Source organism: Flavobacterium sp. Sd200 (genome assembly GCF_009826935.1).
Taxonomy (GTDB): Bacteria; Bacteroidota; Bacteroidia; order Flavobacteriales; family Flavobacteriaceae; genus Flavobacterium.
The window spans coordinates 86,843-112,309 of the sequence record NZ_WUMN01000001.1 but is presented as its reverse complement, the minus strand read 5'-3'; the positions used below and the strand labels follow the sequence as shown (position 1 = coordinate 112,309).

At 38.6% G+C, this 25,467-nt stretch carries 20 protein-coding genes, 1 tRNA gene and 1 other RNA gene; 11 read left to right on the top strand and 11 right to left on the bottom strand.

What is annotated here, in order from left to right; all coding sequences use genetic code 11:
• The 7 genes from GR160_RS00470 to GR160_RS00440 all read left to right on the top strand — a co-directional run bounded on the left by GR160_RS00470 (position 1) and on the right by GR160_RS00440 (position 8,583).
• Positions 1-1,671, top strand: a complete 1,671-nt coding sequence (locus tag GR160_RS00470) for an OstA-like protein (protein WP_237421147.1) — start codon at positions 1-3, stop codon at positions 1,669-1,671.
• A gap of 52 nt (positions 1,672-1,723) precedes the next feature.
• Positions 1,724-2,914, top strand: a complete 1,191-nt coding sequence (locus tag GR160_RS00465) for an aspartate aminotransferase family protein (protein WP_160747870.1) — start codon at positions 1,724-1,726, stop codon at positions 2,912-2,914.
• Between the two features lie 156 nt (positions 2,915-3,070).
• Positions 3,071-4,468 (top strand): tetratricopeptide repeat protein, encoded by a 1,398-nt coding sequence (locus GR160_RS00460; RefSeq protein ID WP_160747869.1) that lies wholly within the window; start codon positions 3,071-3,073, stop codon positions 4,466-4,468.
• Between the two features lie 156 nt (positions 4,469-4,624).
• Positions 4,625-5,365, top strand: coding sequence for a shikimate dehydrogenase (locus tag GR160_RS00455; protein WP_160747868.1), 741 nt, complete (start codon positions 4,625-4,627; stop codon positions 5,363-5,365).
• A 152-nt stretch (positions 5,366-5,517) separates the two neighbouring features.
• A complete protein-coding gene (locus GR160_RS00450) occupies positions 5,518-7,590 on the top strand; it encodes a DUF349 domain-containing protein (RefSeq protein WP_160747867.1) in 2,073 nt (690 codons plus the stop codon).
• Between the two features lie 242 nt (positions 7,591-7,832).
• A tRNA-Arg gene (locus tag GR160_RS00445) sits at positions 7,833-7,906 on the top strand.
• Positions 7,907-8,172: 266 nt separating this feature from the next.
• Positions 8,173-8,583, top strand: a complete 411-nt coding sequence (locus GR160_RS00440; RefSeq protein ID WP_160747866.1) for a VOC family protein — start codon at positions 8,173-8,175, stop codon at positions 8,581-8,583.
• A gap of 107 nt (positions 8,584-8,690) precedes the next feature.
• Here GR160_RS00440 and ffs read toward each other — a convergent pair.
• An RNA gene (ffs, locus tag GR160_RS00435) (signal recognition particle sRNA small type) lies at positions 8,691-8,789 on the bottom strand.
• 89 nt (positions 8,790-8,878) lie between these two features.
• On the opposite strand from ffs, the gene GR160_RS00430 reads away from it, so the two are divergent.
• Positions 8,879-9,916, top strand: a complete 1,038-nt coding sequence (locus GR160_RS00430) for a glutaminyl-peptide cyclotransferase (RefSeq protein WP_160747865.1) — start codon at positions 8,879-8,881, stop codon at positions 9,914-9,916.
• Positions 9,917-10,160: 244 nt separating this feature from the next.
• On the opposite strand, the gene GR160_RS00425 is transcribed toward GR160_RS00430, so the two are convergent.
• The 3 genes from GR160_RS00425 to GR160_RS00415 form a co-directional block, all read right to left on the bottom strand.
• A complete protein-coding gene (locus tag GR160_RS00425) occupies positions 10,161-10,556 on the bottom strand; it encodes a response regulator (RefSeq protein ID WP_160747864.1) in 396 nt (131 codons plus the stop codon).
• The gene (locus GR160_RS00420) at positions 10,543-12,045 is read right to left on the bottom strand and encodes a PAS domain-containing protein (protein ID WP_160747863.1); all 1,503 of its coding nucleotides are present in this window, start codon (positions 12,043-12,045) and stop codon (positions 10,543-10,545) included. The genes GR160_RS00425 and GR160_RS00420 overlap by 14 nt, the downstream gene beginning before the upstream one ends.
• Before the next feature lie 82 nt (positions 12,046-12,127).
• A complete protein-coding gene (locus GR160_RS00415) occupies positions 12,128-13,030 on the bottom strand; it encodes a site-specific tyrosine recombinase (RefSeq protein ID WP_160747862.1) in 903 nt (300 codons plus the stop codon).
• Positions 13,031-13,118: 88 nt separating this feature from the next.
• Between GR160_RS00415 and GR160_RS00410 the strand changes: the two genes are divergently transcribed.
• Positions 13,119-13,772, top strand: a complete 654-nt coding sequence (locus GR160_RS00410; RefSeq protein WP_237421146.1) for a porin family protein — start codon at positions 13,119-13,121, stop codon at positions 13,770-13,772.
• A 211-nt stretch (positions 13,773-13,983) separates the two neighbouring features.
• Here GR160_RS00410 and dnaB read toward each other — a convergent pair whose 3' ends face one another.
• The 6 genes from dnaB to GR160_RS00380 form a co-directional block, all read right to left on the bottom strand.
• Positions 13,984-15,519, bottom strand: a complete 1,536-nt coding sequence (gene dnaB, locus GR160_RS00405; RefSeq protein WP_160747861.1) for a replicative DNA helicase — start codon at positions 15,517-15,519, stop codon at positions 13,984-13,986.
• Between the two features lie 145 nt (positions 15,520-15,664).
• Positions 15,665-16,618, bottom strand: a complete 954-nt coding sequence (locus GR160_RS00400) for an acetyl-CoA carboxylase carboxyltransferase subunit alpha (RefSeq protein WP_160747860.1) — start codon at positions 16,616-16,618, stop codon at positions 15,665-15,667.
• A gap of 79 nt (positions 16,619-16,697) precedes the next feature.
• The gene (locus tag GR160_RS00395) at positions 16,698-17,672 is read right to left on the bottom strand and encodes a DMT family transporter (protein ID WP_160747859.1); all 975 of its coding nucleotides are present in this window, start codon (positions 17,670-17,672) and stop codon (positions 16,698-16,700) included.
• Entirely contained in the window at positions 17,659-18,735 is a 1,077-nt protein-coding gene (locus tag GR160_RS00390; RefSeq protein ID WP_160747858.1) for an LptF/LptG family permease, read from the bottom strand. The genes GR160_RS00395 and GR160_RS00390 overlap by 14 nt, the downstream gene beginning before the upstream one ends.
• A 150-nt stretch (positions 18,736-18,885) precedes the next feature.
• Positions 18,886-20,016 carry a tRNA guanosine(34) transglycosylase Tgt gene (tgt, locus tag GR160_RS00385; protein ID WP_160747857.1) on the bottom strand — a complete coding sequence of 377 codons (1,131 nt, stop codon included), beginning with the start codon at positions 20,014-20,016 and terminating at the stop codon, positions 18,886-18,888.
• 181 nt (positions 20,017-20,197) lie between these two features.
• Positions 20,198-21,316 (bottom strand): DUF4476 domain-containing protein, encoded by a 1,119-nt coding sequence (locus GR160_RS00380; protein ID WP_160747856.1) that lies wholly within the window; start codon positions 21,314-21,316, stop codon positions 20,198-20,200.
• Between the two features lie 322 nt (positions 21,317-21,638).
• Here GR160_RS00380 and GR160_RS00375 point away from each other — a divergent pair, with 322 nt between their 5' ends.
• Both GR160_RS00375 and GR160_RS00370 read left to right on the top strand, forming a co-directional pair.
• Positions 21,639-22,322, top strand: coding sequence for a hypothetical protein (locus tag GR160_RS00375; protein ID WP_160747855.1), 684 nt, complete (start codon positions 21,639-21,641; stop codon positions 22,320-22,322).
• A 247-nt stretch (positions 22,323-22,569) separates the two neighbouring features.
• Positions 22,570-23,514 carry an FAD:protein FMN transferase gene (locus GR160_RS00370; protein WP_237421145.1) on the top strand — a complete coding sequence of 315 codons (945 nt, stop codon included), beginning with the start codon at positions 22,570-22,572 and terminating at the stop codon, positions 23,512-23,514.
• 40 nt (positions 23,515-23,554) lie between these two features.
• Here GR160_RS00370 and GR160_RS00365 read toward each other — a convergent pair whose 3' ends face one another.
• On the bottom strand, positions 23,555-25,144 hold the full coding sequence (locus tag GR160_RS00365) for an ATP-binding cassette domain-containing protein (protein ID WP_160747854.1): 1,590 nt from the start codon (positions 25,142-25,144) through the stop codon (positions 23,555-23,557).
• Positions 25,145-25,467: the final 323 nt, after the last annotated feature.

Genomic DNA, 25,467 nt, shown 5'->3' with positions numbered 1-25,467 from the left:
TTGAAAAAATACTTTTTCGCACTTATAAGCTTTATATTCTGCACAGTATCTGTTTTGGCGCAGCAAAAAAAAACTTCTAAGATAATCATTGAGCATTCTGATTTTATAGACCGCAACCAAACCGAGGTTCCGGGGGCTATAATTTTTACGGGCAATGTGCAGGTTTTGCATGACGGCGTAAAAATTTCGTGTAACAAAGCCTACCAGTTTGAAAGCGAAAATTATATTAAGGCTTTTGGTGATGTGAAAATGAACCAGGGAGATACCATTTTTATGGACAGCAAATATGCCGAGTATAACGGCGATAAAAAATTTGCTTTTGCCAGCGGTGGTGTAAACATGCGATCGCCGGATATGCGCCTTGTTACTGACACAGTGTATTTTGACCGAAACATTCAGCAGGCGTTTTACAACTCTACCGGAACCATTTACAGTGGCGAGAACGTATTGAAAAGCAAACAGGGACGTTTTTTTATGACCCAGAAAAAATACCAGTTTACTACTGCTGTTACCCTAACAAACCCACAGTATATAATGAAGTCCAATCATTTGGATTATTATACTAACTCCGGGCATTCTTATGTTTTTGGACCTACTACCATTACAGGCAAAAAAGACTTTATTTATACAGAAAAGGGCTTTTATGACACTAAGAAAAATTTTGCACACCTGCTTACCAACTCTTACATAAAATATGACACCCAGATAATTCGGGGCGACAGTTTATATTATGACCGAAAGCGGGAATTTTCATCCGCAACCAACAATGTGCGGGTTACCGATACTATAAACAAGTTTTTGGTCAGCGGCCATTATGCCGAGGTTTACAGGGCAAAAGACTCAATATTTATAACCAAACATGCTTTGGCTGTAACGCTTGTAGAGAACGACTCAGTGTACAGCCACGCCAAACGTATGGTCGTTACCGGCAAGGCCGGCAGCAGGATAATACGTGGGTTTAATGATGCCCGTTTTTATAAAACCGACATGAGCGGTAAATGTGATTCTATACACAGCAACGAACTTACCGGACTTACACAGCTTATAAAACGTCCGGTTGTATGGAATGGTGAGAGCCAGGTTACCGGAGATGTCATTCACCTGATATCGAACAATAAAACGCAACAGCTTGATTCTTTAAAGGTATTAACCAACGCCTTTATTACACAACTTGACACTATATGGTCTTACAAAAACCCTACAAAGCCCCGGTACAGCCAGATAAAGGGTGTCAATCTGTATGGAAAGTTTAGGGACAACAAGCTCTATGAAGTAGACCTTGTAAAAAATACCGAAAAGATATACTATATGTATGACAGCGACAACTACCTTATTGGCATAGACAAAGGAGTGAGCAGTAAAATACATTTAGAGATCGAAGACAATCAGATTACAAGTGTTACTTCTATGGTAAAACCTGAAAGCTCAAGCTATCCTGATAAAGAACTACCGGAAAATGCCCGTAAGTTAAGAGGTTTTATATGGCGTGGCGATGAACGGATACGCACCAAAGACGATATTTTTCCGGAGGAGGAAAAGAAAATACACGAAGAAATATTGCGAAAAACAGGCAGGCTAAAAACCGAACCGGACAAACCTATGGAGCCGCTTAAAGAAACGTTGGACTATGACAAGAACAACCCTAAGCCTAAACCTCCTGCTGGCGAATAGTTTTTAGTTTACAGTCGCAGTTTGCTGTGTACAGCTCAAAGAATACAATATTATGATTAATGATTTTTACAAATACCAGGCGCAAACATCTTCCTATCCTTTAGGGCTTGAAGTGAGCCATGCCGAAGGTTCTTATATATACGACACAAACAATAAACCTTACCTTGATTTTGTTGCAGGAGTATCTGCCGCAAGCCTTGGGCACAGAAACCAAAAGGTAAATCAGGCAATAAAAGACCAGCTTGATAAATACAGTCACGTAATGGTTTATGGTGAGTATGCCCAGCACCCGGCCACAGAGTTTTGCCGTTTATTAGCAGAACATTTACCACAGCCTTTAAGCAAAACCTACCTTACAAACAGCGGCACTGAGGCTACCGAGGGTGCTTTAAAACTTGCCCGTAGGGTTACAGGCCGCAGTCAGCTTATATCGTGTAATCATGCCTACCATGGCAACACCATGGGGTCAATGAGCGTTATGGGGCATGAAGAACGCAAACAGATATTCAGGCCGTTGGTACCCGATGTAGACTTTATTACATTTAATAATGAAGAAGATCTGCAAAAAATAACCACTAAAACTGCAGGAATTATACTCGAAACCATACAGGGAGGTGCCGGCTTTATACAGCCTCACAACGATTTCCTGAAAAAAGTGCGTCAGCGCTGTACCGAAGTTGGTGCGCTAATGATACTCGATGAAATACAGCCTGGATTTGGCCGTTGCGGCAAATTGTTCGGATTCCAAAATTATGATGTAGTGCCCGATGTTATTGTAATGGGCAAAGGCATGGGAGGCGGTATGCCGGTGGGAGCTTTTACAGCCTCACCCGAAATGATGGACCTGCTGAGCCACGACCCTAAACTTGGGCACATTACCACCTTTGGCGGTCACCCGGTTATAGCCGCAGCCTGCCTTGCTACTTTAAAAGAGATCACAAAAACTGACATTATGGCACAGGCTTTGCAAAAAGAAAAACTGTTCCGTTCACTGTTGATACACCCTCTGATAAAGGAAGTGCGTGGTGAGGGCCTTATGCTTGCCGCAATGACCGAAAAGGCTGATATTACTGATAAAGTTATTTTGCGGTGTCATGAAAGAGGTGTAATATTGTTTTGGTTACTGTTTGAAGGCAGAGCCATTCGCATTACTCCACCGTTAACAATTAGCGAAGATGAAATTCGCGAGGGTTGTGGCATTATTCTTGAAGTTATGAATGAGATAATGGCTGAGGCCGTTTAAAATAGATATTGAAAATAACAAAGGCACAGAATGGGCGTTAAACAAACAGTTAGCACACGGAAACTGTTAATTAAATTGTTTAAAAGATATTCGCACAAATTCCTTTTTAAGTAAACAATTCGTAACTTTAAGAAGGATAATTTTAAACAAAAGAGTATGAATCTGAGCCACGAAGAAGAAGATCGCAGTTTATCCTTATCAAAATTTGAATCGATGTTAAAAACTAACAAAGTATTCTTTTTTGATTCAGAAGAGTTTGAAGATATCATCCTGCATTACCTTGACAACGGTAAGATCAATTTAGCTAAAAAGGCCTTAAAATTAGGACTGGAACAACATCCCAGGTCGACAGGTTTAAAATTAGTACAGGTTGAGATACTGATCTTTGATGATAAACTCGACGTTGCAGAAAAATTATTATCCGAGCTTTATGCAATAGAGCCCACCAACGAAGAAATTTATATTCAGAAAGCCAATATTTACAGCAAGCGCGACCAGCATGAAAAAGCGGTCGAACTATTACAGGTAGCCCTAAAATATACTGATGATTATGCCGATGTATACTCACTTATAGGCATGGAATACCTGTTTATGGATAATCTTGAACTGGCAAAAGAAAACTTTATTAAATGCCTTGAAGAAGATACCGAAGACCACTCTGCACTGTACAACGTAGTGTATTGCTTCGATTTTCTTGACCAAAATGAAGATGCTGTAGTGTTTTTGAACAGCTTTATTGATAAAAATCCGTATAGTGAAGTAGCATGGCACCAGCTTGGGCGCCAGCATTATGTTTTAAAACAGTATGAAGAAGCATTGCGTGCATTTGACTATGCAACACTTATAGATGAGGCATTTCTTGGAGCATTTCTTGAAAAAGCAAAAACCCTTGAAAAGCTTAAACGCTATGAAGATGCCATAGAATGCTACAACACCACTATGGAGCTTGACGATCCAACATCTTTTGCGTTGCTTCGTGTGGGCAAGTGTTACGAGAGACTGGGCAACAACGAAAAGGCACTTAAGTTTTATCTTAAAACGGTTCATGAAGATCCGTTATTAGACAAAGCATGGATAGCGATAACCGATTTTTATATTCGTCGTAAAAACTACCAAAAAGCGTTATATTATGTAAACAAAGCTATTGGTATAGACAATGAGAACAGGTTGTATTGGAAACGATATGCGACTATAAATAATGCACTTCATTTTCATGAGGAGGCCGAAGAAGGTTATCGCAAAGCCATAGAGTTTGGTGACAGTAATTTAGATACTTTTCTATTTTGGGCAGATACATTACAGTTTTTAGGTGAAAATGAGCATGCAGTAAAAGCCCTTTTAGATGCCACCGAGATATTTCCGGATGAGTATGAAATAGAATACCGTCTTGCAGGTTTATACTTTTTGATGCACGAAACAGATAAAGGTGTGTTTCACCTAAGCAATGGGCTTACATTAAACCATAAGCACCAAACACTGCTTGAAGACTTCTTTCCGTTAGTTTACCATAGTTCTGCCGCACAGGAAGTAATAAAGCGTTTTAAAAAGAAATAACAACTAATGCAATAATTGTTACGCCGGGAAATCCCGGCGTTTTTTTTATAGTTAAATCTAAAAAAGATAACAAAAACATAAAAACAGATTATAATTTAACGCTTATATTGCATACTACTTACCATAACCCAATGGTATTCTAAAATTACCTTTTACATGAAACCAAAACAATTTGGCCTTATCGGCCGCAATATAAGCTATTCGTTTTCGGCAGGATATTTCAAAGAAAAGTTCGACAATCTTGGTCTTAAAAAATACAGTTACAATAACTTCGATATAGAATCTATTGATAAACTACCCAAAATAATAAAAAAAACTGAAGGACTAAAAGGACTTAATGTTACAATACCTTATAAAGAAGAGGTTATACCGCTGTTAGATAAGCTATCGAAAAATGCAAAGATCATTGGCGCCGTTAACACCATTACAGTAGACAAAAACGGAAAGACCAAAGGCTATAATACCGATTTTTACGGGTTTAAAAAAGCCTTAGAACCCCTGTTGCAACCTCATCATAAAAAGGCACTTATACTGGGTACAGGCGGAGCAAGCAAGGGGGTGGCTTTTGCATTGCGCAAGCTAATGATAGAATATGACTTTGTTTCACGCAGAGGGGATGAAACCGTTTTTGGTTATGATGACCTTGATACCGAAGTTTTTAATGATTACCAGATCATTATAAACACAAGTCCGCTGGGCACCTACCCCAATGTAGATGATTGCCCTCCGTTGGATTATACATTATTTACAGATAAACACATAGCGTTGGACCTGGTATATAACCCGGCCGAAACCAAATTTTTAAGACTGGCAAAGCAGCAGGGAGCTATAATAGAGAACGGTTATGCTATGCTGGTACATCAGGCAGAAAAGGCTTGGAAAATATGGAACAAATAGGCTTTTACATTGCTTCCGTTTGATAATAATATCGGTTTGTAAGCAAAAAACTATCAAAATCGCTATAAATTAATGTTTTTCTTTGAATTTAAAAACAGCTTTGCTATCTTTCGGCAAGCAAAGCACATCAACCCCTTAAGCATTTTAATACAATGTTAGAAGAAAAGAATGATAACCTGCACCATGCAGACGGAGAAGAGATCAATCCGGTAAACGGCTCGATACAAAAGGATTATACTCCACAGGAAGAAACCGGCAGTGAAGACGAAGCAACTTCTGCGCACGTTGGCGAAACAGAAGGACAGTTGCCTTTTGCTCCCGAGGAAGTTATAAACGGAGGCAAGGAGAACGAAATTGCCGAAGAAACTGAGGTTTCTCAATCGCCTGTTACAATAACAGAAGAGGTTGCTGAAGCTGAAGTAACTGCTGCCGAAGAAAACAGCCAAGAAGCCACAGACGAGGATATAGCCGACCATGAAGAGGATCATGCCGAAGAAGTGCCGGATTATAGCACCCTGAGCATGGAACAACTAACGGATGAGCTTGAAAAAGTTGCCGCAACTGATAAAGTACTTTCGGTAAAAAATCGTGTTGAGAGCCTTCGTAGGGAGTTTTATGCTAAATACAACCATTTAATAGAAGAGAAAAAAGACGAGTACAGCCATGAGAATAATGGCGACACTACTGATTTTGAATATAATTTTCCTTTAAAGGGCAAATTTGACAGTCTTTACAACCAGTACAGAGACAAAAAGAATTCGCACTTTAAAAAAGTACAGAACGACCTTAAAGGCAACCTTGAAAACAGGCTTGCCATTGTGGAAGAACTTAAAGCCGTAGCCGATGGTGGCGAGAGCCTTAAAGACGGACTTAAACATGTAAACGAATTGCGTGAGCGCTGGAAAAACGCAGGACCTATTCCGCGCGATAAGTATAATCACGTGTTTAATAACTTCCATTTTCACATAGAGCGCTTTTATGACCAATTGCACCTTGACCGCGAAGCCCGCGATCTTGACTTTAAACATAACCTTGAGCAAAAACAAAAGCTTATTGCGCGCGCAGAGCAACTTGTAAACGACACTGACGTTAATAAGGCTTTTCGTGAATTACAGGCTTTGCACAAAATATGGAAGGAAGAAATTGGACCGGTATCTCGCGAGCACCGAGAAGAAATTTGGAACCAGTTTAGCGACCTTACCAAACAACTGCACGACAAGCGCGAAGCTTTGCTAAATAAAATTCGTGAGCAGGAAAACGAGAACCTTGAGAATAAACAGGATATTATTGCGCGCATTAACGCCATAGCATCAGAAAATATTACCGCCCACAGTGGCTGGCAGGGACAAATTGACCGTATTGAAAAACTGCGTGACGAATTTTTTAAGGCAGGTAAAGTTCCTGCCGAAGTAAATGAAGACACGTGGGCAGCCTTTAAAGCGGCTGTGCGCAACTTTAATACTGTTAAGAACTCTTTTTATAAAGACATAAAAAAAGACCAGCAAACCAACCTTAACCGCAAGCTTGAACTGGTTGAAAAAGCCAACGCACTTAAAGACAGCGACGATTTTGAGACTACTACACCTGTTATGAAACAAATTCAGGATGAGTGGAAAACCATAGGCCACGTGCCAAGAAAATACAGCGACAGTGTTTGGAAAGATTTTAAAGCTGCATGCAATCATTATTTTGACAGGCTGCATGCCAAACGCAATGAAGCTAACAGCGAAGAGCTTGAAGCGTTTGAAAAGAAAAAAGAATATCTAGACAACCTTAAAGACTTTGAGCTTATCGGAGACCACCGCACCGATCTTGATGCCATTAAAAAGCATATAGAGACATGGAAAACCTTTGGACGCGTGCCACAGGCAAGAAGACATATTGAAGGCAAATTCAACAAAGTTCTTGATGCTTTGTTCGACAAGCTTAGCCTGAGCAAAAAAGAGGCCGATATGGCTAAATTCAGCAACAGGCTGGAACAGCTTAGCGAAGGCGACGACAGCCGCGGCCTGCAAAATGAGCAGATCTTTATAATGCGTAAGATAGACGAGATTCAGGCAGAGATCTTCCAGTTAGAGAACAATATTCAGTTCTTTTCTAACGCTAAAGGAAATAACCCGCTTGTAAACGAGGTTAAGAAAAATATTGAGCGCCATAAAGAAGAGCTGAAAAGCTGGAAAGATAAGCTCAAACAAATAAGAAACCTGAACAAACCACAGGAATAATAAAAAGAAACCAGCTTTATGCTGGTTTTTTTTATGCTTTATATTTAAAACAACAACCAAGATCTAACCACATATAAATCAAAGCTATAAAACATTATTTCATAAAACAATTGGCACATTACACCCCCTGCCGAACACATTTATGTAAGTAAAATGCAATTATTTTTTGCTTGACATCACAATTGTTTAATATTATATACTATATTTGCACCCGCTAACACAAACCTTTTGTATGTAGCAATGGTCGCGTAGCTCAGCTGGATAGAGCACCTGCCTTCTAAGCAGGCGGTCACAGGTTCGAATCCTGTCGCGATCACATAATAACTTCAAAAAAGCTCTGCAAATGCAGGGCTTTTTTATTTACTGCCAAGACCTGAAATAAGTCAGCCTATTGAATACAAACACTAACAATTCATTCAAAAATAAGGTCTCCACACAAAATTGCTATTCCAAAAATTAAAAAACTTGTTTTCAAAGAGTAGACACTCAGAAATATTCTGAAAAACAAAAACTCAACATTACTGACATACAGCTGTCATGACACAAATTTAATTTTACTGAATAATTTTAAATCTTTAAAAAATGAATTTAGTATCTGCACGCATCATTACAGCTAACGTAGACCGCCTTGTAACGTTTTATGAACAATTAACACAAATGCCAATAGTACGATACACACCGGATTTTGCCGAAGTACGAACAAAAACAGCCACGTTAGCTATAGGCAGCACCAAAACATTGCAGTTTTTCGGTGGTGAATTAGTTGCTCAGGCAGCACAAAATCGTAGCGTGATTATTGAATTTATGGTAGAAAATGTTGAAAAAGATTACGAAAGGCTGGCAGATTTTTTACAGCCTTATCTTGTTCAAAAACCAACGATAATGCCATGGGGAAACAATTCTCTTTTATTTCGTGATCCTGATGGTAATTTAGTCAATTTATTTACACCGGTAACACCTGAAACTATAAATAAATTTGAAACTAATAAATAGGCACAAATTAAGAAGTAATTTTTACATGTTAACAGAATGCGTCTTACTGATTTGGAACCCTCTAAAAACAAAAAAATCTCCACAAGGGAGACACTAAATAGAAGAAAAAATGGCAAGCGACCTACATCGCACCGCTACAACCACATACCTTTGCTGTGTTCCCACCCTGGAGGAGTCTGCAGGAGCTGGTCGTGTAGGACTTGCCGCTGCAAATATACAACCTTTTTGTTTTTTTGCAAGCCATTGCCCAATATAAAATAGCGTTGTATATTGCCATACTATTAGTAACCAAAACATGAAAAAACATAACTTATTAGCTGTCATTTTATTGGGCGCACTATCAATAGCCTGTAATGACGAAAATATTTCTTTTAATATAGATGCTTCTAACCTAAAAGGGCAGTATAAACCCGAAGAAACACTGCCATTGACCATAGCCGCAGCAGAAAACACGGCAATAGACTCGGTTGTTTATTATCTTAACGATACTAAAGTAGGCAGTACAAAAGGCAATACTAAACTAGACGCATCTTTGCAAAACCTAAAATTTGGCTATCAAAATATTAAGGCCATAGTTTTTTATGAAGGCAAGACAAGCGAAGCTACAAGCAGAATAGAGTTGGTTAGCAATATAGAGCCAAAGCTGCTTAGCTATGAAATTGTGAACACCTATCCGCATGATAAAACATCATACACACAAGGGCTTGAATTTTACAAAGACACACTTGTAGAGGGTACAGGGCAATATCAAAAGTCTACACTAAGAAAGAACAACTATAAAACCGGAGAGGCTTACAAACAAATTGCCCTTGAAGGCAAATATTTTGGAGAGGGAATAACAGTATTTAACAACAAGCTATACCAGCTAACCTGGAAAGAAAAAACCGGATTTATATATAATGCGGGCAACCTGAATAAAGAAAAAGATTTTACTTATTTCAGGGATGTTCAGGGATGGGGTCTTACACATGATGATAAATACCTGTACCAAAGTGATGGATCGGAAAAAATTTATAAACTAGATGCCGAAACCCTTAAAGAGGTTGATTATGTAAATGTGTACACGAACACCCGAAAAATTAAGGATATTAATGAACTGGAATGGATTGACGGCAAAATATTTGCCAACCTGTATCAAACCGACCTTATTGTGGTAGTAGATCCTGCTACAGGCGCTGTAGAGGGATTGCTTAATATGGCTGACCTTAAAACAAAAATTACTACAGAACCGGAAACAGATGTGCTTAACGGTATTGCTTACAACCCTAAAACAAAAACTATTTTTGTTACCGGAAAAAACTGGGATAAAATGTTTGAAATACGTTTAAAATAATAGAACTGATTTAAACTTTTTTGATTGAAGCGAAAAATAGGGATTTTTGTTCCAGATTTTAGCTTTTTTGCACTGCATAGCAGCGCTACGAAGTAATAAAACAGGTAAAATATGGGGCAAAAAGACCATTTTGCAGCCAATTGAAAAAAGTTTAAATCAGTTCATATACTTCTTTATAAACAACAAAGCCTTTTCGTTAGTTCGAAAAGGCTTTGTTGTTTATGACCTGCTTTATTTAAATTGTTTAGGATACAAATATCTTATCAAGGTCTTCCTTGCAAATAGGTTTTAAGAAATAATCTTTAACGATATCTCCGTAGCCCTTTGCCTTGTTAATATCTACTTCATCGTTAGAAGAGCTTATCATATATATAATGGCGCATTTAGAGAACCTGTCTTTAAGTTTGGCATATTCTTCTATAAACTGCCAACCGTTCATTATAGGCATGTTTACATCCAGCAAAATAAGATCGGGCAAATCATTTTCATCTTTATGAAGTTTCATTGCCTCAATAGCCTCCTGCCCATTATTAAAAAAGGTAGAATTAATCTCTATTCCGTTCTGCTTAAAAAGATTTTTAAGCAAGAAATGGTATATCCTGTCGTCATCTATAACATACATGCTGTTAATCTTTTTCATCAAAGTAAATTTTAAAAGTTGTACCCTTATTAACTTCGCTGGTAACTTCTATCCTTCCTCCCATCGCCTCTACCTGGTTTTTGGTTATAAATAAACCTATGCCACGGGAATTTTGGTTTTTATGGAATGTTTTATACATACCAAAAAGCGAATTTTTATGTTTTTTTAAATCGATGCCTAATCCGTTATCAGAAATAGAAAGCACTTTTTCATCATTCTCCAGTCCAAAATCATACGATATAACAGGCTTTCTCTCCGAACTTGAGTACTTAATAGCATTTGTCGTAAAATTAAGTAATATGCTCTCTAAATAAGCCGGATTATAACTTACAGTAACATCCAGTGGAATGTTGATCTCAATAGTAACCCCATGCTTAGTGATTTCATTATGTAATATAGACAATATATTTTTAAGATAGTGCCTTAAATTTAAAGTTTCCTTTACATTTTTAACCTCGGTTTGTATCTCTACAAGCTCTTTTAAATGGCTTATTGTAATGCTTAATCCGTCTGAAATACCTTCAAGATGTTCCAGCATTTCCTCCCGCTCGCTTTCTTCCGCATTTTTGAGTAAATCCAGGAGCATTTTTAAGTTACTGGCGTGCGAACGGAGGTTGTGGCTCACTATATGCGCAAAGTTGCTCAGCCTGTTATTTTGATCTCCAATAATATTAAGCGTGTTGCCAAGCTGTATCTCTTTCTCTTTAATTTGGGTTATATCCCTAAGTGTCCCTACAGCCCTCAGTGGTTTTCCTTCGGCATTATATTTAATTATTTTACCCCGGCTCAGCACCCAACGATACTTTCCGCTATCTGTAACAATGCGGTAAACACTTTCATAATAAGGTGTTTTTTTATTCAGGTGTTTTTGCCTTGTATTTTGGTACGCCTCCATATCATCAGGATGTATATGGCTCATCCAAAAAGATATGGGTACGGTTACCTCTTTCTCCTCCCGGCCAAGTATTTTCATTAACTGGGCAGAAAAGTAAACTTTATCGTCTACAATATTGAGATCCCACACGCCTTCAGACGATGCTTTCATAGCAAACTCAAACCTTTCGTCTGCAAGCAGCATTTTTTGCTCCTGCAACTTATAATCGGTAATGTCGCTTATGCGTGAATAGAATGTGACAGTACCATCGTTATTTTTCTCAGGTTTTCCGGTAATGCGCAGCCAACGCAGGCCTTTTTCCGGAAGCTTTACCCTGAACTCATGATGATAGCGCTCCTGCTTTTTTTTAGAAACTTCCATTTTCTTTAAAAAAAGCTCCCTGTCTTTTGGCACAATACGTTGGTATGTAAAAATATCAGGATTATCTTTAAATTCTCCGGCAGTTATTTCCAACAACTCATTGACTGATTCGCTGCAATACTCCACAGAAATTTTACCATCTGAAAAAATGGCTTTAAAAATGAGGCCGGGTACCTCATCAAGAAGTTTTTTATAAAATGCTTCTGCACTTTCAGTGCCGTCTTGTGTATGCATTGTAAATCAGGGGCAATTGCAATACAAAAATAAGAGTAGATAGCTAAAAAAAATAGCTTTTTACAATAATTATGTAGTTTGCTTAATTTTTTCGCGGATGATAAGCATTTAATACTTCATTTAAAAATTTTCTGTCTAAATGCATGTAAATCTCAGTAGTTGTAATAGACTCATGCCCAAGCATAAGCTGTATAGAACGCAAATCGGCACCATTTTCAAGCAAATGTGTGGCAAAAGAATGCCTGAATGTGTGTGGGCTAATAGTTTTATTAAGGCTAATTTTTACTGCGAGCTGTTTAATTATAGTAAATACCATGGCACGTGTAAGCCCCCTGCCCCAGCGGTTTAAAAATAAAGTATCTTCATGCCCTTTGTTTATATTTAGTGTTCTGCGAACAGTAGTAATATAAAAGTTTATATATTTTTGCGTAAAGCCGCCAATGGGCACAAAGCGTTGCTTATTGCCTTTTCCCGTAATTTTTATAAAGCCTTCGTCAAAAAACAGGTCTGACAGCTTCAATGATACAAGTTCAGAAACACGAAGTCCACAACTGTAAAGCGTTTCGAGCATAGCCCTGTTGCGTTCGCCCTCATTAGTACCTAGGTCTATAGCACCAATAAGACTGTCAATTTCTGATGTAGATAGCGTATCAGGTAATTTTCTACCCAGTTTTGGCACCTCAATAAGCTCCATAGGCATGTCTTTACGGTAATCTTCGAACACTAAAAAGTTAAAAAAACTCTTAAGGCCCGAAATTAAGCGAGCCCTGGAACGCGGGCTCAAATTTGCTGCAACGCTGTAAATAAATTGTTGTAAGATTTCTTCTGTTATATATATGGGAGAAATTTCAATTTTGTTATCCGTCAGATAATCAGTAAGCTTTTGCAGGTCGAAGGCATAATTGGTAACCGAATTGGCAGACAAACCTCTCTCTATTTTAAGATAGCTTTTGTAATCATTTATGTAATTAACCCAACTTTTCATACGGTTAAAGTTATGTGAATTAAGAATTTGTTCAGAATAGCCCCATGGCTAAAGATATAATTTTGGAAAACAAAACTAAAACAAATTAATGATGAAACTATTTAAATTATTATCAGTAAGTGCACTATTAATGGGTGCTGTAACAGTATCTAACGCACAGGAAGACGCAAGTAACTCAAGCTCTATGTCGCCAAGTTTTGGTGTAAAGGGTGGTGTAAACTTTGCTACCGTAAATGGCGATTTCGATTCGCCCGATTCAAGAACAAGCTTTCACGCAGGTGTATTTGGAGAGTTCCCGGTAGCCGAGATCTTTTCGTTACAGGTAGAGGCTTTATATTCGGGTCAGGGATTTGAATACACCACACCCGAATTTTTAGGTGTTGGAGGAGATAAAGTAGAATACCAATTAGATTACATTAATGTTCCTGTACTGGCTAAGTTTTATATTTTAGAAGGTCTTAGCGTAGAAGCAGGGCCACAGTTTAGTTTTCTTGTAAACGAAGAAATAGACTCCAGGCCTAATGATGATGCCGGTGATACAGATACTGACGAAGCCAAAACATTTGAATTTGGTGTAGCCGGAGGTATAACATTCCAAACACCAATGGGATTATTTGCTACTGCAAGATATACTCAGGGCTTAACCGATGTGCTTAAAGAAAGAAGAGGCATTGACGGAGAAAACATCAACAACTCTATAAACAATGGAGTATTCCAGATAGGTATAGGATTTAAATTCTAAAAGCCACCACATATACAAACAAAAAATCGCGATAGCAAAAAAAACTATCGCGATTTTTATTGAAACAATACGTTTAAATTTATTCTTCTACAGTAACAATCTCTGCACCATTAACAAATATCTGGCTAATAACTTCGGTTTCTGTAGCTTGTGGTATAAACTCGTTTATCATATATCTCTTTTATAATGTTGGTTATTTTACTTGTTTTATTTAGAACGGAACATCGTCATCGTCATGGCTGTTCATATTGCTTCCAAAAGCTTCATTTGCCGATGGCAGGTTTCTGGTTATGGATGCGTTGTCGTTCATGCTCGACGGCAACTCATCAAACGGAGAACCAAAGTCGTCAAGGTTATCAAACTTACCAAGGCTGCCAATAAATTTAAGCCTGATGTTATCCAATCCACCGTTACGGTGCTTAGCCACAATAAACTCGGCCTGTCCCTGTGTTGGCGATTGTTCTTCATCATCCCACTCCTCAATTTTATAATATTCAGGCCTGTAGATGAACGATACAATATCGGCATCCTGCTCGATCGCACCTGATTCCCTAAGGTCAGACAGTAATGGCCTCTTGCTCGAACCACGGGTTTCTACTGCACGCGAAAGCTGAGACAATGCAATAACCGGAACCATTAACTCTTTTGCAAGAGCCTTCAGGTTTCGGGAAATGGTCGATATCTCCTGTTCACGGTTACCTCCGTTCTTTCCGCCACCTCCGGCCGTCATTAGCTGAAGGTAGTCAATAATGATCATTTTAATACCATATTGAGAAGACAGCCTCCTCGCCTTTGCCCTAAGGTCGAATATGGAAAGTGATGGTGTATCATCTATATATAGTGGAGCTTTTTCCAGGTCTTTTACCTTAATACTAAGCTGCTCCCATTCATGCTTTTCAAGTTTTCCTGTACGTAGTTTTTCTGAAGATAATCCCGTTTCGCTCGATATCAAACGTGTAATAAGCTGTACAGATGACATCTCAAGAGAGAACAACGCTACAGGATGCTGAAAGTCTATGGCTATATTTCGCGCCATAGAAAGTACGAAGGCAGTTTTACCCATACCCGGCCTGGCAGCAATAATAATCAAATCACTTGGCTGCCATCCACTGGTAAGTTTATCAAGTTCATGAAAACCGGTAGCAATACCACTCATCCCTTCTTTACCGGCAATCTCTTCAATACGTTTTTTAGCCTGTATCACAAGGCTTTGTGCCGTTTCAGAGCTTCGTTTAATGTTACCCTGGGTAACTTCATAAAGCTTAGATTCTGCCTGATCTAACAGGTCGAAAACATCAGTTGTCTCGTCATAAGCCTCTTCAGTAATTTCGGCAGAGATACGTATAAGGCTGCGTTGAATGTATTTTTGAAGAATAATGCGCGAGTGAAACTCTATATGCGCCGATGATGATATTTTTTGTGTAAGCTGTATCAGGTAAAAGTCGCCCCCGGCAAGTTCCAGCTTGCCGTTCTTTCTAAGCTGTGCCGATACTGTTAGGAGGTCTATAGGCTGTGTATCGTTAAAAAGCTGTACAATAGCCTCAAATATATGTTTATGCGCATCTTTATAAAAAGCATCGGCCTGCAGGATGTCAATAACCTCGTCTACCCCGCGCTTGTCTATCATCATAGCACCAAGTACAGCTTCTTCAAGATCAAGCGCCTGCGGCTGTATCTTTCCCTGCTCTAAAGCAATTACTTTAGATTTATCTTTTTTACCAGAATTTATGTACTGTGGATTTTCCATCAAATAAAAGTACCCCTTTTATAAACTTTATAAATTATGAACTAGTAACACAACGCTGTTCATAACATTTAAATTTTGTTAACAACCCAAAAAAAAACCAAAGCGTATAAAGCTTTGGGATTTTAAAAATCTATGTATCAAAAGATTACTCTTTAAACTCACCCATTTTACTGTACTTATCCATCCTTTGCGCTACAAGATCGTGTGTTGATAAGTCTTTTAGCTCATTAAACGCTTTAAGTATATATTCTTCAACACTTTTAAACGTAGTTTCCCTGTCGTAGTGTGCGCCACCAAGCGGTTCAGGAATAATATCGTCTATAAGGTTTTGTTTTTTCATGTCAAACGACGTTAGCTTTAAGGCCTCAGCTGCCTGCTCTTTGTATTCCCAACTGCGCCATAAAATAGATGAACAAGACTCAGGAGATATTACAGAATACCATGTATTTTCAAGCATGTAAACTTTATCTCCCACACCTATTCCAAGGGCACCACCTGATGCTCCTTCTCCTACTATAACGGTAATTATAGGTGTTTTAAGGCGGCACATTTCAAAAATGTTTCGGGCAATGGCCTCACCCTGTCCGCGCTCTTCGGCTTCCAGCCCCGGATAAGCCCCCGGAGTGTCTACAAGAGTAACCACAGGAATACCAAACTTTTCGGCCATTTTCATCAGCCTTAATGCTTTACGATATCCTTCGGGGTTAGCCATACCAAAGTTTCGGTATTGCCTGGTTTTTGTATTAAAACCTTTTTGCTGGCCAATTATCATAAACGACTGTCCGCCTATTTTGCCCAACCCGCCTATCATTGCTTTGTCGTCTTTAAAACTGCGGTCTCCAAAAAGCTCCAGGAACGTTCCTCCTGTTAAAGCCTTTACATGATCCATAGTATAAGGACGGCTTGGGTGCCTTGATAGCTGAACCCTTTGCCAGGCTGTAAGATTTTTATATATTTTCTTTTTAGTCTCTTCGAGTTTTTTTTCTATCTGTTTGCAGGTGTTAGATACATCTACATCCGACTCCTGGCCAATAACAGTACACTTGTCTAACTGCTCTTCCAGTTCCTTAATAGGAAGCTCAAAATCTAAATATTCCATAGTAAAGGCAGATTTTTTATTTTAGTGAAAGCTGCAAAGATAAAACTTTTACAGCAAGTATGCCAACTCAAACTGCCAATTACTTAGCAGTTTCGGCTTTGTTTTTCAACACCCCGTTGATAATCACAGTAATGAGAATGATGGCTGCACCTATATAGAAAGTGTAACCCATTTGTTCTTCGCCCCTAAACACCAATAATGCAAGAATAATCCCATAAACGGGTTCAAGGTTTATAGTAAGCATCATGGTGTATGGCGTAATAGTTTTCATGACTTTTACAGCCGCTATTTGGGCATAGCCTGTACAAACAGAACCCAAAATAAACAACCAAAGCCAGTCTGAACTGCTGAGTGTAAAGAACCCCACAGTAAACTCTCCTTTAAACAAAAGGTAAAGCGAAAAGAAAAAGATACCGCCAAGCAACTCATAGAACGATATGGTTACTGAATTATATTCTTTAGCAAATTTTCCGTTTATAATAGCAAACAATGCCGATAGCGATGCAGAGAACAACGCAATCACTATTCCCAGCAACAAGTGTCCGTTGCCTGTGGGAGTACTTTCTATTGCCTGAGATAATACCGAAAAAGAAAACGGCCCCTGTGCTATTTTAGAGAACAGTGCCACAAAAAAGTCGCCATATATAATAATACACAACGCAAGTATTACCAAAAGGCTTAACAAGAGCTCATACCAAACTATTTTTTTACCGTAAAACACGGTTTCAAACAACGATGCAAAAAACGCCCCGGTCGACAAACATGCCAGTGTTACTGAAATATTTGAAACCTTTATGGCCTGGAAAAAAGTGAACCAGTGCAATGCGATTACCAATCCGGCAAGAGCAAAGCGCACAAGTGTTTTAGCTGATATTTTAAAAGGTGCTTTAACTATGAGACCGTAAACAAATATAATAGATATGCCTACACACATCCTGAACCACACTAAAGGGAAGGCACTAAGTGTAATGAGCTTGCCCAGCACAGCCGTAAAGCCCCACACAAAAACTATTAAGTGCAGGTGCAGGTTATTTTTAAAGCTATCTCCTTGCATTGCGAAGCAATATTACAGCTAGTACACCAAAGGCAACATTAGGAATCCACACGGCAATAAGCGGAGAAAAGCTTGATTTCTCGGCCATGGTGCCAAACACTTTATCGAAAAATATAAATATAAATGCCAGGGCAATACCCAACGCAAGGTTTATACCCATACCTCCGCGACGCTTCATAGAAGATACAGCCACAGCAATAATAGTCAATATAAATGCCGAAACCGGTATGCTGTATTTTTTATACTTCACTACCAAATAAGCATTTATGTTACCCGACCCACGGTTTTTCTCACTTTCTATAAAGTGGTTAAGTTCACCCAACGTCATAGTCTCTGCTGCATATACGGTAGGTGTAAGATCGTCAGGCATGAAGTTAAACTTAAACTTTTTTGTGGGTGCAGTCTCAATTATATCCTCCATCGGGCCAATAGTTCTTTTGGTATAGGCCGATAAAGTATATGTACTGTCCTGCTCATTATATCTGATAGACCCGGCATTTACTTTAGATACCAAAACATTATCTTTAAATGTTTCAAGATTAAAGTTGTAACCCGTTTTACTGTTGTAGCTAAAACTGCTTACATAAATATACTCGTTATCGCTGATCTGCTTGTAAACATCAGAACTTTGGCGCACCTCCGGGTTATTCTTTAAATAGGTGTATCTAAAATCGTTAAAGCCTTTGCTGGCCTTGGGCACAAAAAAGAACCCCATTAACAATGCTAATACAGATACTATGCTTGCCCCTATAATATAAGGGCGCAAAAACCTGAAAAAAGATATACCTGACCCTAATATAGCGATGATCTCGGTATTATTGGCCAGCTTGCTCGTAAACCATATTACCGAAAGAAACAGGAATATGGGAAAAAGCAGGTTGGCAAAATAAATGGTAAAATTGCCATAATATAGCGCCACCTCTGCAAAAGGCACTTTGTTTTGCAGTATTTTATTTACTTTTTCAGACACGTCTATAACTATACCAATAGGTATAAACATGAGCAGCATTACAAAAAAAGTAACTAAATAGCGCTTAAGGATGTACCAGTCTATTATTTTCATCTATTATTAGTTGTCGGTTGTTAGTTGCAGGTTGCCAGAAGTATCTAACAACCTTAATATAAACTAATACAATTTAAATAAGCTATTGGTTGGTAACTTACTTGATTACCGGCAACTTTCTAACAAACCGATAACCAACAACCATTATAACTATAATCTTTGACTCATATTGCGCACCATCATTTCCTTCCACTCTCTAAAATCACCCTCAATAATGTGTTTGCGTGCCTCGCGCACCAGCCACATATAAAAACCAAGGTTATGTATGGTAGCAATTTGCTTGCCTAAAAATTCGTTGGCAGCAAAAAGGTGCCTTAAATAGGCTTTGGTATATTGTGTATCTACAAAGGTTATACCCATTTCATCTATGGGAGAGAAATCGGCTTCCCATTTTTTGTTCTTAATATTTATTGCTCCGTTAGCCGTAAACAGCATACCGTTTCGTGCATTTCGTGTAGGCATAACACAGTCAAACATATCTACACCCAGCGCTATATTCTCTAAAATATTTATAGGCGTGCCCACCCCCATAAGGTAACGTGGTTTATCTTCGGGTAGTATGCTGCACACCACATCGGTCATGGCATACATTTCTTCAGCAGGCTCTCCAACGCTCAATCCGCCAATGGCATTACCCACTGCTCCGGCATTGGCAATATATTCTGCACTCTGCTTTCTAAGATCAGTATAAGTGCTTCCCTGTACTATAGGAAAGAACGCCTGGCTGTAACCATATTTATAGGGTACTTTTTCAAGATGGGCAATACAACGGTCTAACCAGCGGTGCGTCATGTGCATGCTTCTTTTGGCATAACGGTAGTCGCACGGATAGGGTGTACACTCGTCAAAAGCCATAATAATATCGGCACCAATGGTGCGCTGTATTTCCATTACGCTCTCCGGCGAAAAGAAATGATACGACCCGTCTATGTGCGATTTAAACTTAACGCCTTCTTCCTTTATTTTTCGGTTAGCGGAAAGCGAGTACACCTGATACCCACCGCTATCGGTAAGTATAGGCCTGTCCCAGTTTATAAACTTGTGAAGTCCGCCTGCTTTTTCAAGTATATCGGTTTGCGGACGCAGATATAAATGATAAGTATTTCCCAATATAATATCGGGGTTAATATCTTCTTTTAGCTCGCGTTGGTGTACACCTTTAACGGTACCTACCGTGCCTACAGGCATAAATATAGGGGTCTCTATAACTCCGTGATCGGTAGTAATACTACCTGCCCTGGCCTTGGTTTGCGGGTCTTTTGTAAGTAAATCAAATTTCATGGGTCTCTTTTACAGCCTGCAAAGATAGGGAATAGATTTTAGATGATAGACGTGAGATATTAGATTGTGCGATGATGGTTTTAAAGTAAAAAGCATTGATAATAGATTATAAATTTCCCCGAATTTAATAAACAAAAAAACCACCCAAAGGTGGCTTTATCAATAAACATATCTCTTACAACTATCGCTGTAATTTAACGTAGTCATTAAGCTCGGTTTTAGAACTTTCGAATGTAAAAGCACTGTTTACCTTATAGTAGTTGTTTTTATCTACACAATAGGTATAGGCATATTTAGCCAGGTCCATCCTGCCTTCGTCAAAAGTAATAAGCTGCACAAGAGCCAGTACCTGGGTTGCCGAAACGCAGTTTGCCGAAATTATCTGCTTGGCTGTGCTTATTCTGGTATCGTCAAAATTATTATCCTTAATGGCACTTTTAGCAGCTTCAAAATCGCCATTGTTCATAGCTACCCTGCAAACACCATTACTGTTAGGATTTCCGTTATTGTTATTATTATTGTTATTTTGGTTATAGCCATTGCCATTATTGTTGCCATTGTTATTGTTATTCCCATGGCCGTTACCATTATTATAGCCATTTTGGTTACCGTTATTGTAGCCATTGCCATTATTTTGGTTATAACCGCCATTGTTACCATTATTATAACCATTTCCGTTATTATAGCCGTTGTTTTGGTTATAACCTCCATTTTGGTTTCCGTAACCTGTTCCGGTAGTTGTGGTCGTAGTAGTCGTTGTGGTTGTAGTTCCCGGCACATTAACGCTAACACCCATACCCCCCATATTTACACCAAAACTTTCGTTTGTAGAGGTTTGCTGTACGGTTACCTGCTGGGTGTATAGTGTACCATCGGCTCCCATAATCATATCATCAGGCCTTCCGCATCGATATACAGCACAATTTGACGGTCTGATCATGTTTTGCTGCGCAGGTACTGACGAATAATAGCTAAGCGTCCTTTTTCCTTTTCTTGTTTTTATTCGATAGGTAACATCCTGCATAACATCGTCTACATCAGTAAGCATCAATGTTTTTTTAGTTAGTATTGGTTTACGCGGGTCGGCAAAAACAATTTTGCAGCTATAGTAAGGATTAGGCAACTCTTCTATCCTTACATTAGTTTGCGCAACAGTGTTGTAGCGCATACCATTAAGCTCAAGGAAAAATTTTGATCCGTCTTCGCTAAAAACAGTAAGGTTGCCTGTAGGGTTTCTTTGTGCAAAAACACTAAGGGTATTGAGCACAAAAACAAATAGTAAGATGGTAATTTTATTCATAAGGCGTGTTTTTAATGTTATAATTTTAAGTATTTGGTATTTTTTTAAAAGTAAAACTACTATTATTTTAAAATACTAACCAATTTGCGTGCCAAAGATATTAACATTCTTTAACGTTTTTATAACATATCGGTTTTTGACACTTCCAATAAAACCTACTATTACCAAAACCAAACTGTTAAAACCTTAAAAGTTAACAAATTACTAATTTTAACAGATTTATTTAGACGATACTAAATTATTCATAATAAACACGGCTCAATTTTGATTTATAGCAAAACCGAACGAACTTTGGTTTAAGTAACATAAAAACAAAACAACCATGAAAAATTTAAAATTAGTATTAGGAGCAGCACTTATTGCATCAATATTTACCTCTTGTAAAGATGAAGCAAAAATGACTGCCGAAAAGAATGTAGACCATTATGTTGTATATGTAGACTCTGTAAACAACCTTGATGCAGCCGAAAGGGTAGCTAATTGGGAGGCTATTGAGGCCGAATATGAAGCGAGAACCGCAGAAGCAGAACTTGCCCTTGCCACATTGGAGAACGAAGCTAAATCTCAGGAGCGCATAAATGAAGCCAAATCTAAATTTGAAGGTGTAAAAACTGCTGCACAGGCAGATGCCAAAGCTAAGGCAGAAGCAGAAGCCGCAACAGCACCAGCAAACCTTGCCGACACATTTTTTGGCCCCGGCAACGTAGTGGGTAACGACATGAAATTTGCCTGGGTAAATAAAGACAATATTTTAAGCGTATACCAAAAATTTGTAGATACTTTTAATGCTAATAAAGACAACTATTCAAGACAGGATTTTGACAAGATAAAAGCCTGGTATGAAGCTTTGGACAGCAGGAAAAATACTGTTGAAAAAGAAGGCCTTTCTGGTGAAGACAACAGAAAGATAGCTGCTCTAAAACTTGAGTTTGCCCCTAAGTTTAAATGGGAGCGTATGACAGCAAAAGGAGACGAAAATAAAGCTGCAAAAGACGCTGCAAAATAACATATTATTGTAATATTCCTTTCTTTAAGAGGCAGGCCGATAAATTCAGTCTGCCTCTTGTTTTTTATTTTCATTCATATTAAAAAATAAGAATCCTTAATATCGCAGCACATAAAAGCCTACATTTTATAACTTTGCCACTGTAGTGTGCAATAAACTCTGTTAATCCCACCTGTTTAAGCCTTAAATGCACACTTTTAAATAAATGAAAAATCTGTTTTTACCAATCCTCTTATTACTATGTTTAATGTGCCAAAGCCAGGTCTTACGCAAGCGCACAGTAAAACTAATGGGCAGCCGTTTTGATATTACTATTGTTGCAGAAACCAAAGAAAGTGCCGAGGCATATATAGATACTACTATTGCAGAAATTACACGAATTGAGAACCTTATAAGTGACTGGAAACAGGACACTCAAATATCGGAAGTCAACCGAAATGCAGGCATTAAACCGGTAAAGGTTGATAAAGAAGTATTTGATCTTGCCGAAAGAGCCCTCCAATTATCTAAAATTACTGATGGTGCGTTTGATATAAGTTTCGCTGCAATGGACAGGATATGGAAGTTTGACGGATCTATGACTGCAATGCCAACCGAAGAAGCCATTAAAAAATCGGTAGAAAAGGTGGGTTATCAAAACATTATACTTAATAAAGAAGAACAGACTATTTTTCTTCAAAAAGAAGGTATGAAAATAGGTTTTGGAGCATTAGGTGAGGGCTATGCCGCTGATAGGGTAAGAGAAATGATGATAGCCAAAGGTATTAACGCGGGGATTGTAAACGGATCGGGCGATATGAATACCTGGGGCAGTCAGCCTGATGGCAAACCCTGGACGGTAGGCATTACAAACCCGATAGATAAAAATAAAACTTTTGCCATAATACCGCTAAAAGAAAGTGCTGTTGTGACATCGGGGAGTTATGAGAAATTTGTGATGTTCAACGGCAAGCGATATGCCCACATTATAAACCCCAAAACCGGATATCCGGCTTCGGGGTTGTGTAGTGTAACCATTTTTGGCACCAGTGCCGAAATGGCTAACGGCCTTTCTACATCAATAATGGTATTAGGCAAAGATGAAGGACTGAAACTCCTTAAGCAATTCCCCGATTTACGCTGCATTATGGTGACCGATAAAGGAAAAATATTTTCTACCGACAATATTGACGTAAAAAAATATAAATTGTAATCCGGTTTTCATACAGCACCAGAGTTTACAGTACAGTCGATTAAGCCAATACTATTCTTCTTTCTACATTTATCTGCTCTAAAAAAAGCTCATCGTGAGATACTACCAGTAACGTTCCGTTATACTTCCTAATTGCCTGAGTAAGTATTTCAAGATTTTGTATATCAAGGTTATTGGTAGGCTCGTCAAGCACCATAAGATCGGACATATGATTATTAAGAGTAAGACAGCAAAGCAAAAGCCGCATTCTTTCACCCCCACTCAAAGCACCGCAGGGCTTATTCCAATCATCCTTCAGGAACAGGAAACTGTGAAGCTTTATTTTTATTTCGTGTTCCTGTAATCCAGAGTTATTAAACTGCATAGCCTGAGCATAAACGCTTAGAGAGTTGTCTATAAGAGAATAATCCTGATCTATGTATACAGAAATCCCTGCAGCATTTTCTATACTTCCGCAAGTCGGTTCAACTTTGCCCAGCAACAGCTTTAAAAGAGTTGTTTTTCCAGAACCGTTATCTCCTTTAAACGCAATACGCTCTCCACTTGTAATTATAAAGTTTAAATGTTCTTTCCAAAGTATATCATTTCCGTAGTTAAAATTAACATCTTTAACCATAAACAATATTTTACCTCTGTGCAGCGACGAATCGTTTAAACCCATCCTCATTTTGTCAATTCCCGGGAGTGAAGATCGCAGTTCCCTCAACCCCTCATGTATCCCATTGATCTTTTCAGCATGGGCGCTTTTAAGCTTAGAGGTACTGTTCTCTGCATTATTTTTAAGGGTATTCATCATTATACGCGCAACCCCCGATTTTGACTGCTTCTTCTTCCCCCTCGCATCCAACTTTTGCTGCCGTTCCAGGGTTTCTCTTTCTTTTTCTTTAGCCTTACGCAACTCCCTTTCTTTAGCCTGTATATCGTTACTAAGGGCATTATTTTCAACTGTTTTTTGCTCTGCATAAAAATCATAATTGCCCCCATATACAGCAATTCCGTTTCTGTGCAGTTCGCAAACCGTATTCATTAAATTTAAAAGTTGCCTGTCATGGCTCACAACAAAAAGCGTTGCCTGTGTAGTATTTATAAAATTATAAAGGAGCTTTCTGGCTGTGTCATCAAGATGATTACTGGGTTCATCTAGCAACACCAACTGCGGTCTGTGCAAAGATATACCTGCAAGAAACACCTTAGTTTTTTGTCCGCCACTTAGAGAGCTGAGTTTTTGCGATAGCGCTATGTTGTTCAGTTGCCAATATTGCATGGCTTCATGGCAGCGCTCTTCAATTGTCCAGTCGTCTCCAAGTAATGCAAGGTTCTCTTCAGTAACATTGCCTTCAAGGATTTCCTTAAGTGCATTTAGCTTAACTTCTATTCGCAATGCTTGTGCTACAGAAAGATGATCGAACTGCCCGAAGATCTGGGGTACAAGATAAGGTTCTGAAGTTGTTTGCACTTGCCCGGCAGTGGGCTGTAGTTGTTGGGCAATAATTTTAAGCAGCGTAGATTTTCCGGAACCGTTATTGCCAACAAGGGCAACTTTATCATTACCGTTTAAAGATAAATTTATATTGCTGAAAAGCGTGTCCATACCTGGATACAGGTAGGATATATTGTGTAAAATAAGCATAATTTCTTTGTATAATACATTAATAAATACTTTGGAGCAGAAGATGCCCAAAGCCTGTAGTATTTTTTGAAGAAACTATTTTTTACACTTAGATGGTTGTTTGATTAATCTGGTGCAAATTTACAAATCATCTTTTATAAAGAAAAGATTTAGCTCTCAATTTAATGGTATACCAGCTATATTTAGACTTTAGTCTGATATAGCTGGTTTTTATTTTCACGCAAAGGCGCAGAGGCGCAAAGCTGTATGAAGATATTTCTATTCCGAGCGGCTGTTAAGCCGCCAAGCTTGGCGGCTTAACAGCCGCTTAAGAACCTAAAATG

Bases quoted from the DNA above. Each gene is read 5' to 3' on its own strand.
- GR160_RS00465 (WP_160747870.1), top strand. From the start codon at position 1,724: ATGATTAATGATTTTTACAAATACCAGGCGCAAACATCTTCCTATCCT.
- GR160_RS00460 (WP_160747869.1), top strand. From the start codon at position 3,071: ATGAATCTGAGCCACGAAGAAGAAGATCGCAGTTTATCCTTATCAAAA.
- GR160_RS00455 (WP_160747868.1), top strand. From the start codon at position 4,625: ATGAAACCAAAACAATTTGGCCTTATCGGCCGCAATATAAGCTATTCG.
- GR160_RS00450 (WP_160747867.1), top strand. From the start codon at position 5,518: ATGTTAGAAGAAAAGAATGATAACCTGCACCATGCAGACGGAGAAGAG.
- GR160_RS00440 (WP_160747866.1), top strand. From the start codon at position 8,173: ATGAATTTAGTATCTGCACGCATCATTACAGCTAACGTAGACCGCCTT.
- GR160_RS00430 (WP_160747865.1), top strand. From the start codon at position 8,879: ATGAAAAAACATAACTTATTAGCTGTCATTTTATTGGGCGCACTATCA.
- GR160_RS00425 (WP_160747864.1), bottom strand. From the start codon at position 10,556: ATGAAAAAGATTAACAGCATGTATGTTATAGATGACGACAGGATATAC.
- GR160_RS00420 (WP_160747863.1), bottom strand. From the start codon at position 12,045: ATGCATACACAAGACGGCACTGAAAGTGCAGAAGCATTTTATAAAAAA.
- GR160_RS00415 (WP_160747862.1), bottom strand. From the start codon at position 13,030: ATGAAAAGTTGGGTTAATTACATAAATGATTACAAAAGCTATCTTAAA.
- GR160_RS00410 (WP_237421146.1), top strand. From the start codon at position 13,119: ATGATGAAACTATTTAAATTATTATCAGTAAGTGCACTATTAATGGGT.
- dnaB (WP_160747861.1), bottom strand. From the start codon at position 15,519: ATGGAAAATCCACAGTACATAAATTCTGGTAAAAAAGATAAATCTAAA.
- GR160_RS00400 (WP_160747860.1), bottom strand. From the start codon at position 16,618: ATGGAATATTTAGATTTTGAGCTTCCTATTAAGGAACTGGAAGAGCAG.
- GR160_RS00395 (WP_160747859.1), bottom strand. From the start codon at position 17,672: ATGCAAGGAGATAGCTTTAAAAATAACCTGCACCTGCACTTAATAGTT.
- GR160_RS00390 (WP_160747858.1), bottom strand. From the start codon at position 18,735: ATGAAAATAATAGACTGGTACATCCTTAAGCGCTATTTAGTTACTTTT.
- tgt (WP_160747857.1), bottom strand. From the start codon at position 20,016: ATGAAATTTGATTTACTTACAAAAGACCCGCAAACCAAGGCCAGGGCA.
- GR160_RS00380 (WP_160747856.1), bottom strand. From the start codon at position 21,316: ATGAATAAAATTACCATCTTACTATTTGTTTTTGTGCTCAATACCCTT.
- GR160_RS00375 (WP_160747855.1), top strand. From the start codon at position 21,639: ATGAAAAATTTAAAATTAGTATTAGGAGCAGCACTTATTGCATCAATA.
- GR160_RS00370 (WP_237421145.1), top strand. From the start codon at position 22,570: ATGTGCCAAAGCCAGGTCTTACGCAAGCGCACAGTAAAACTAATGGGC.
- GR160_RS00365 (WP_160747854.1), bottom strand. From the start codon at position 25,144: ATGCTTATTTTACACAATATATCCTACCTGTATCCAGGTATGGACACG.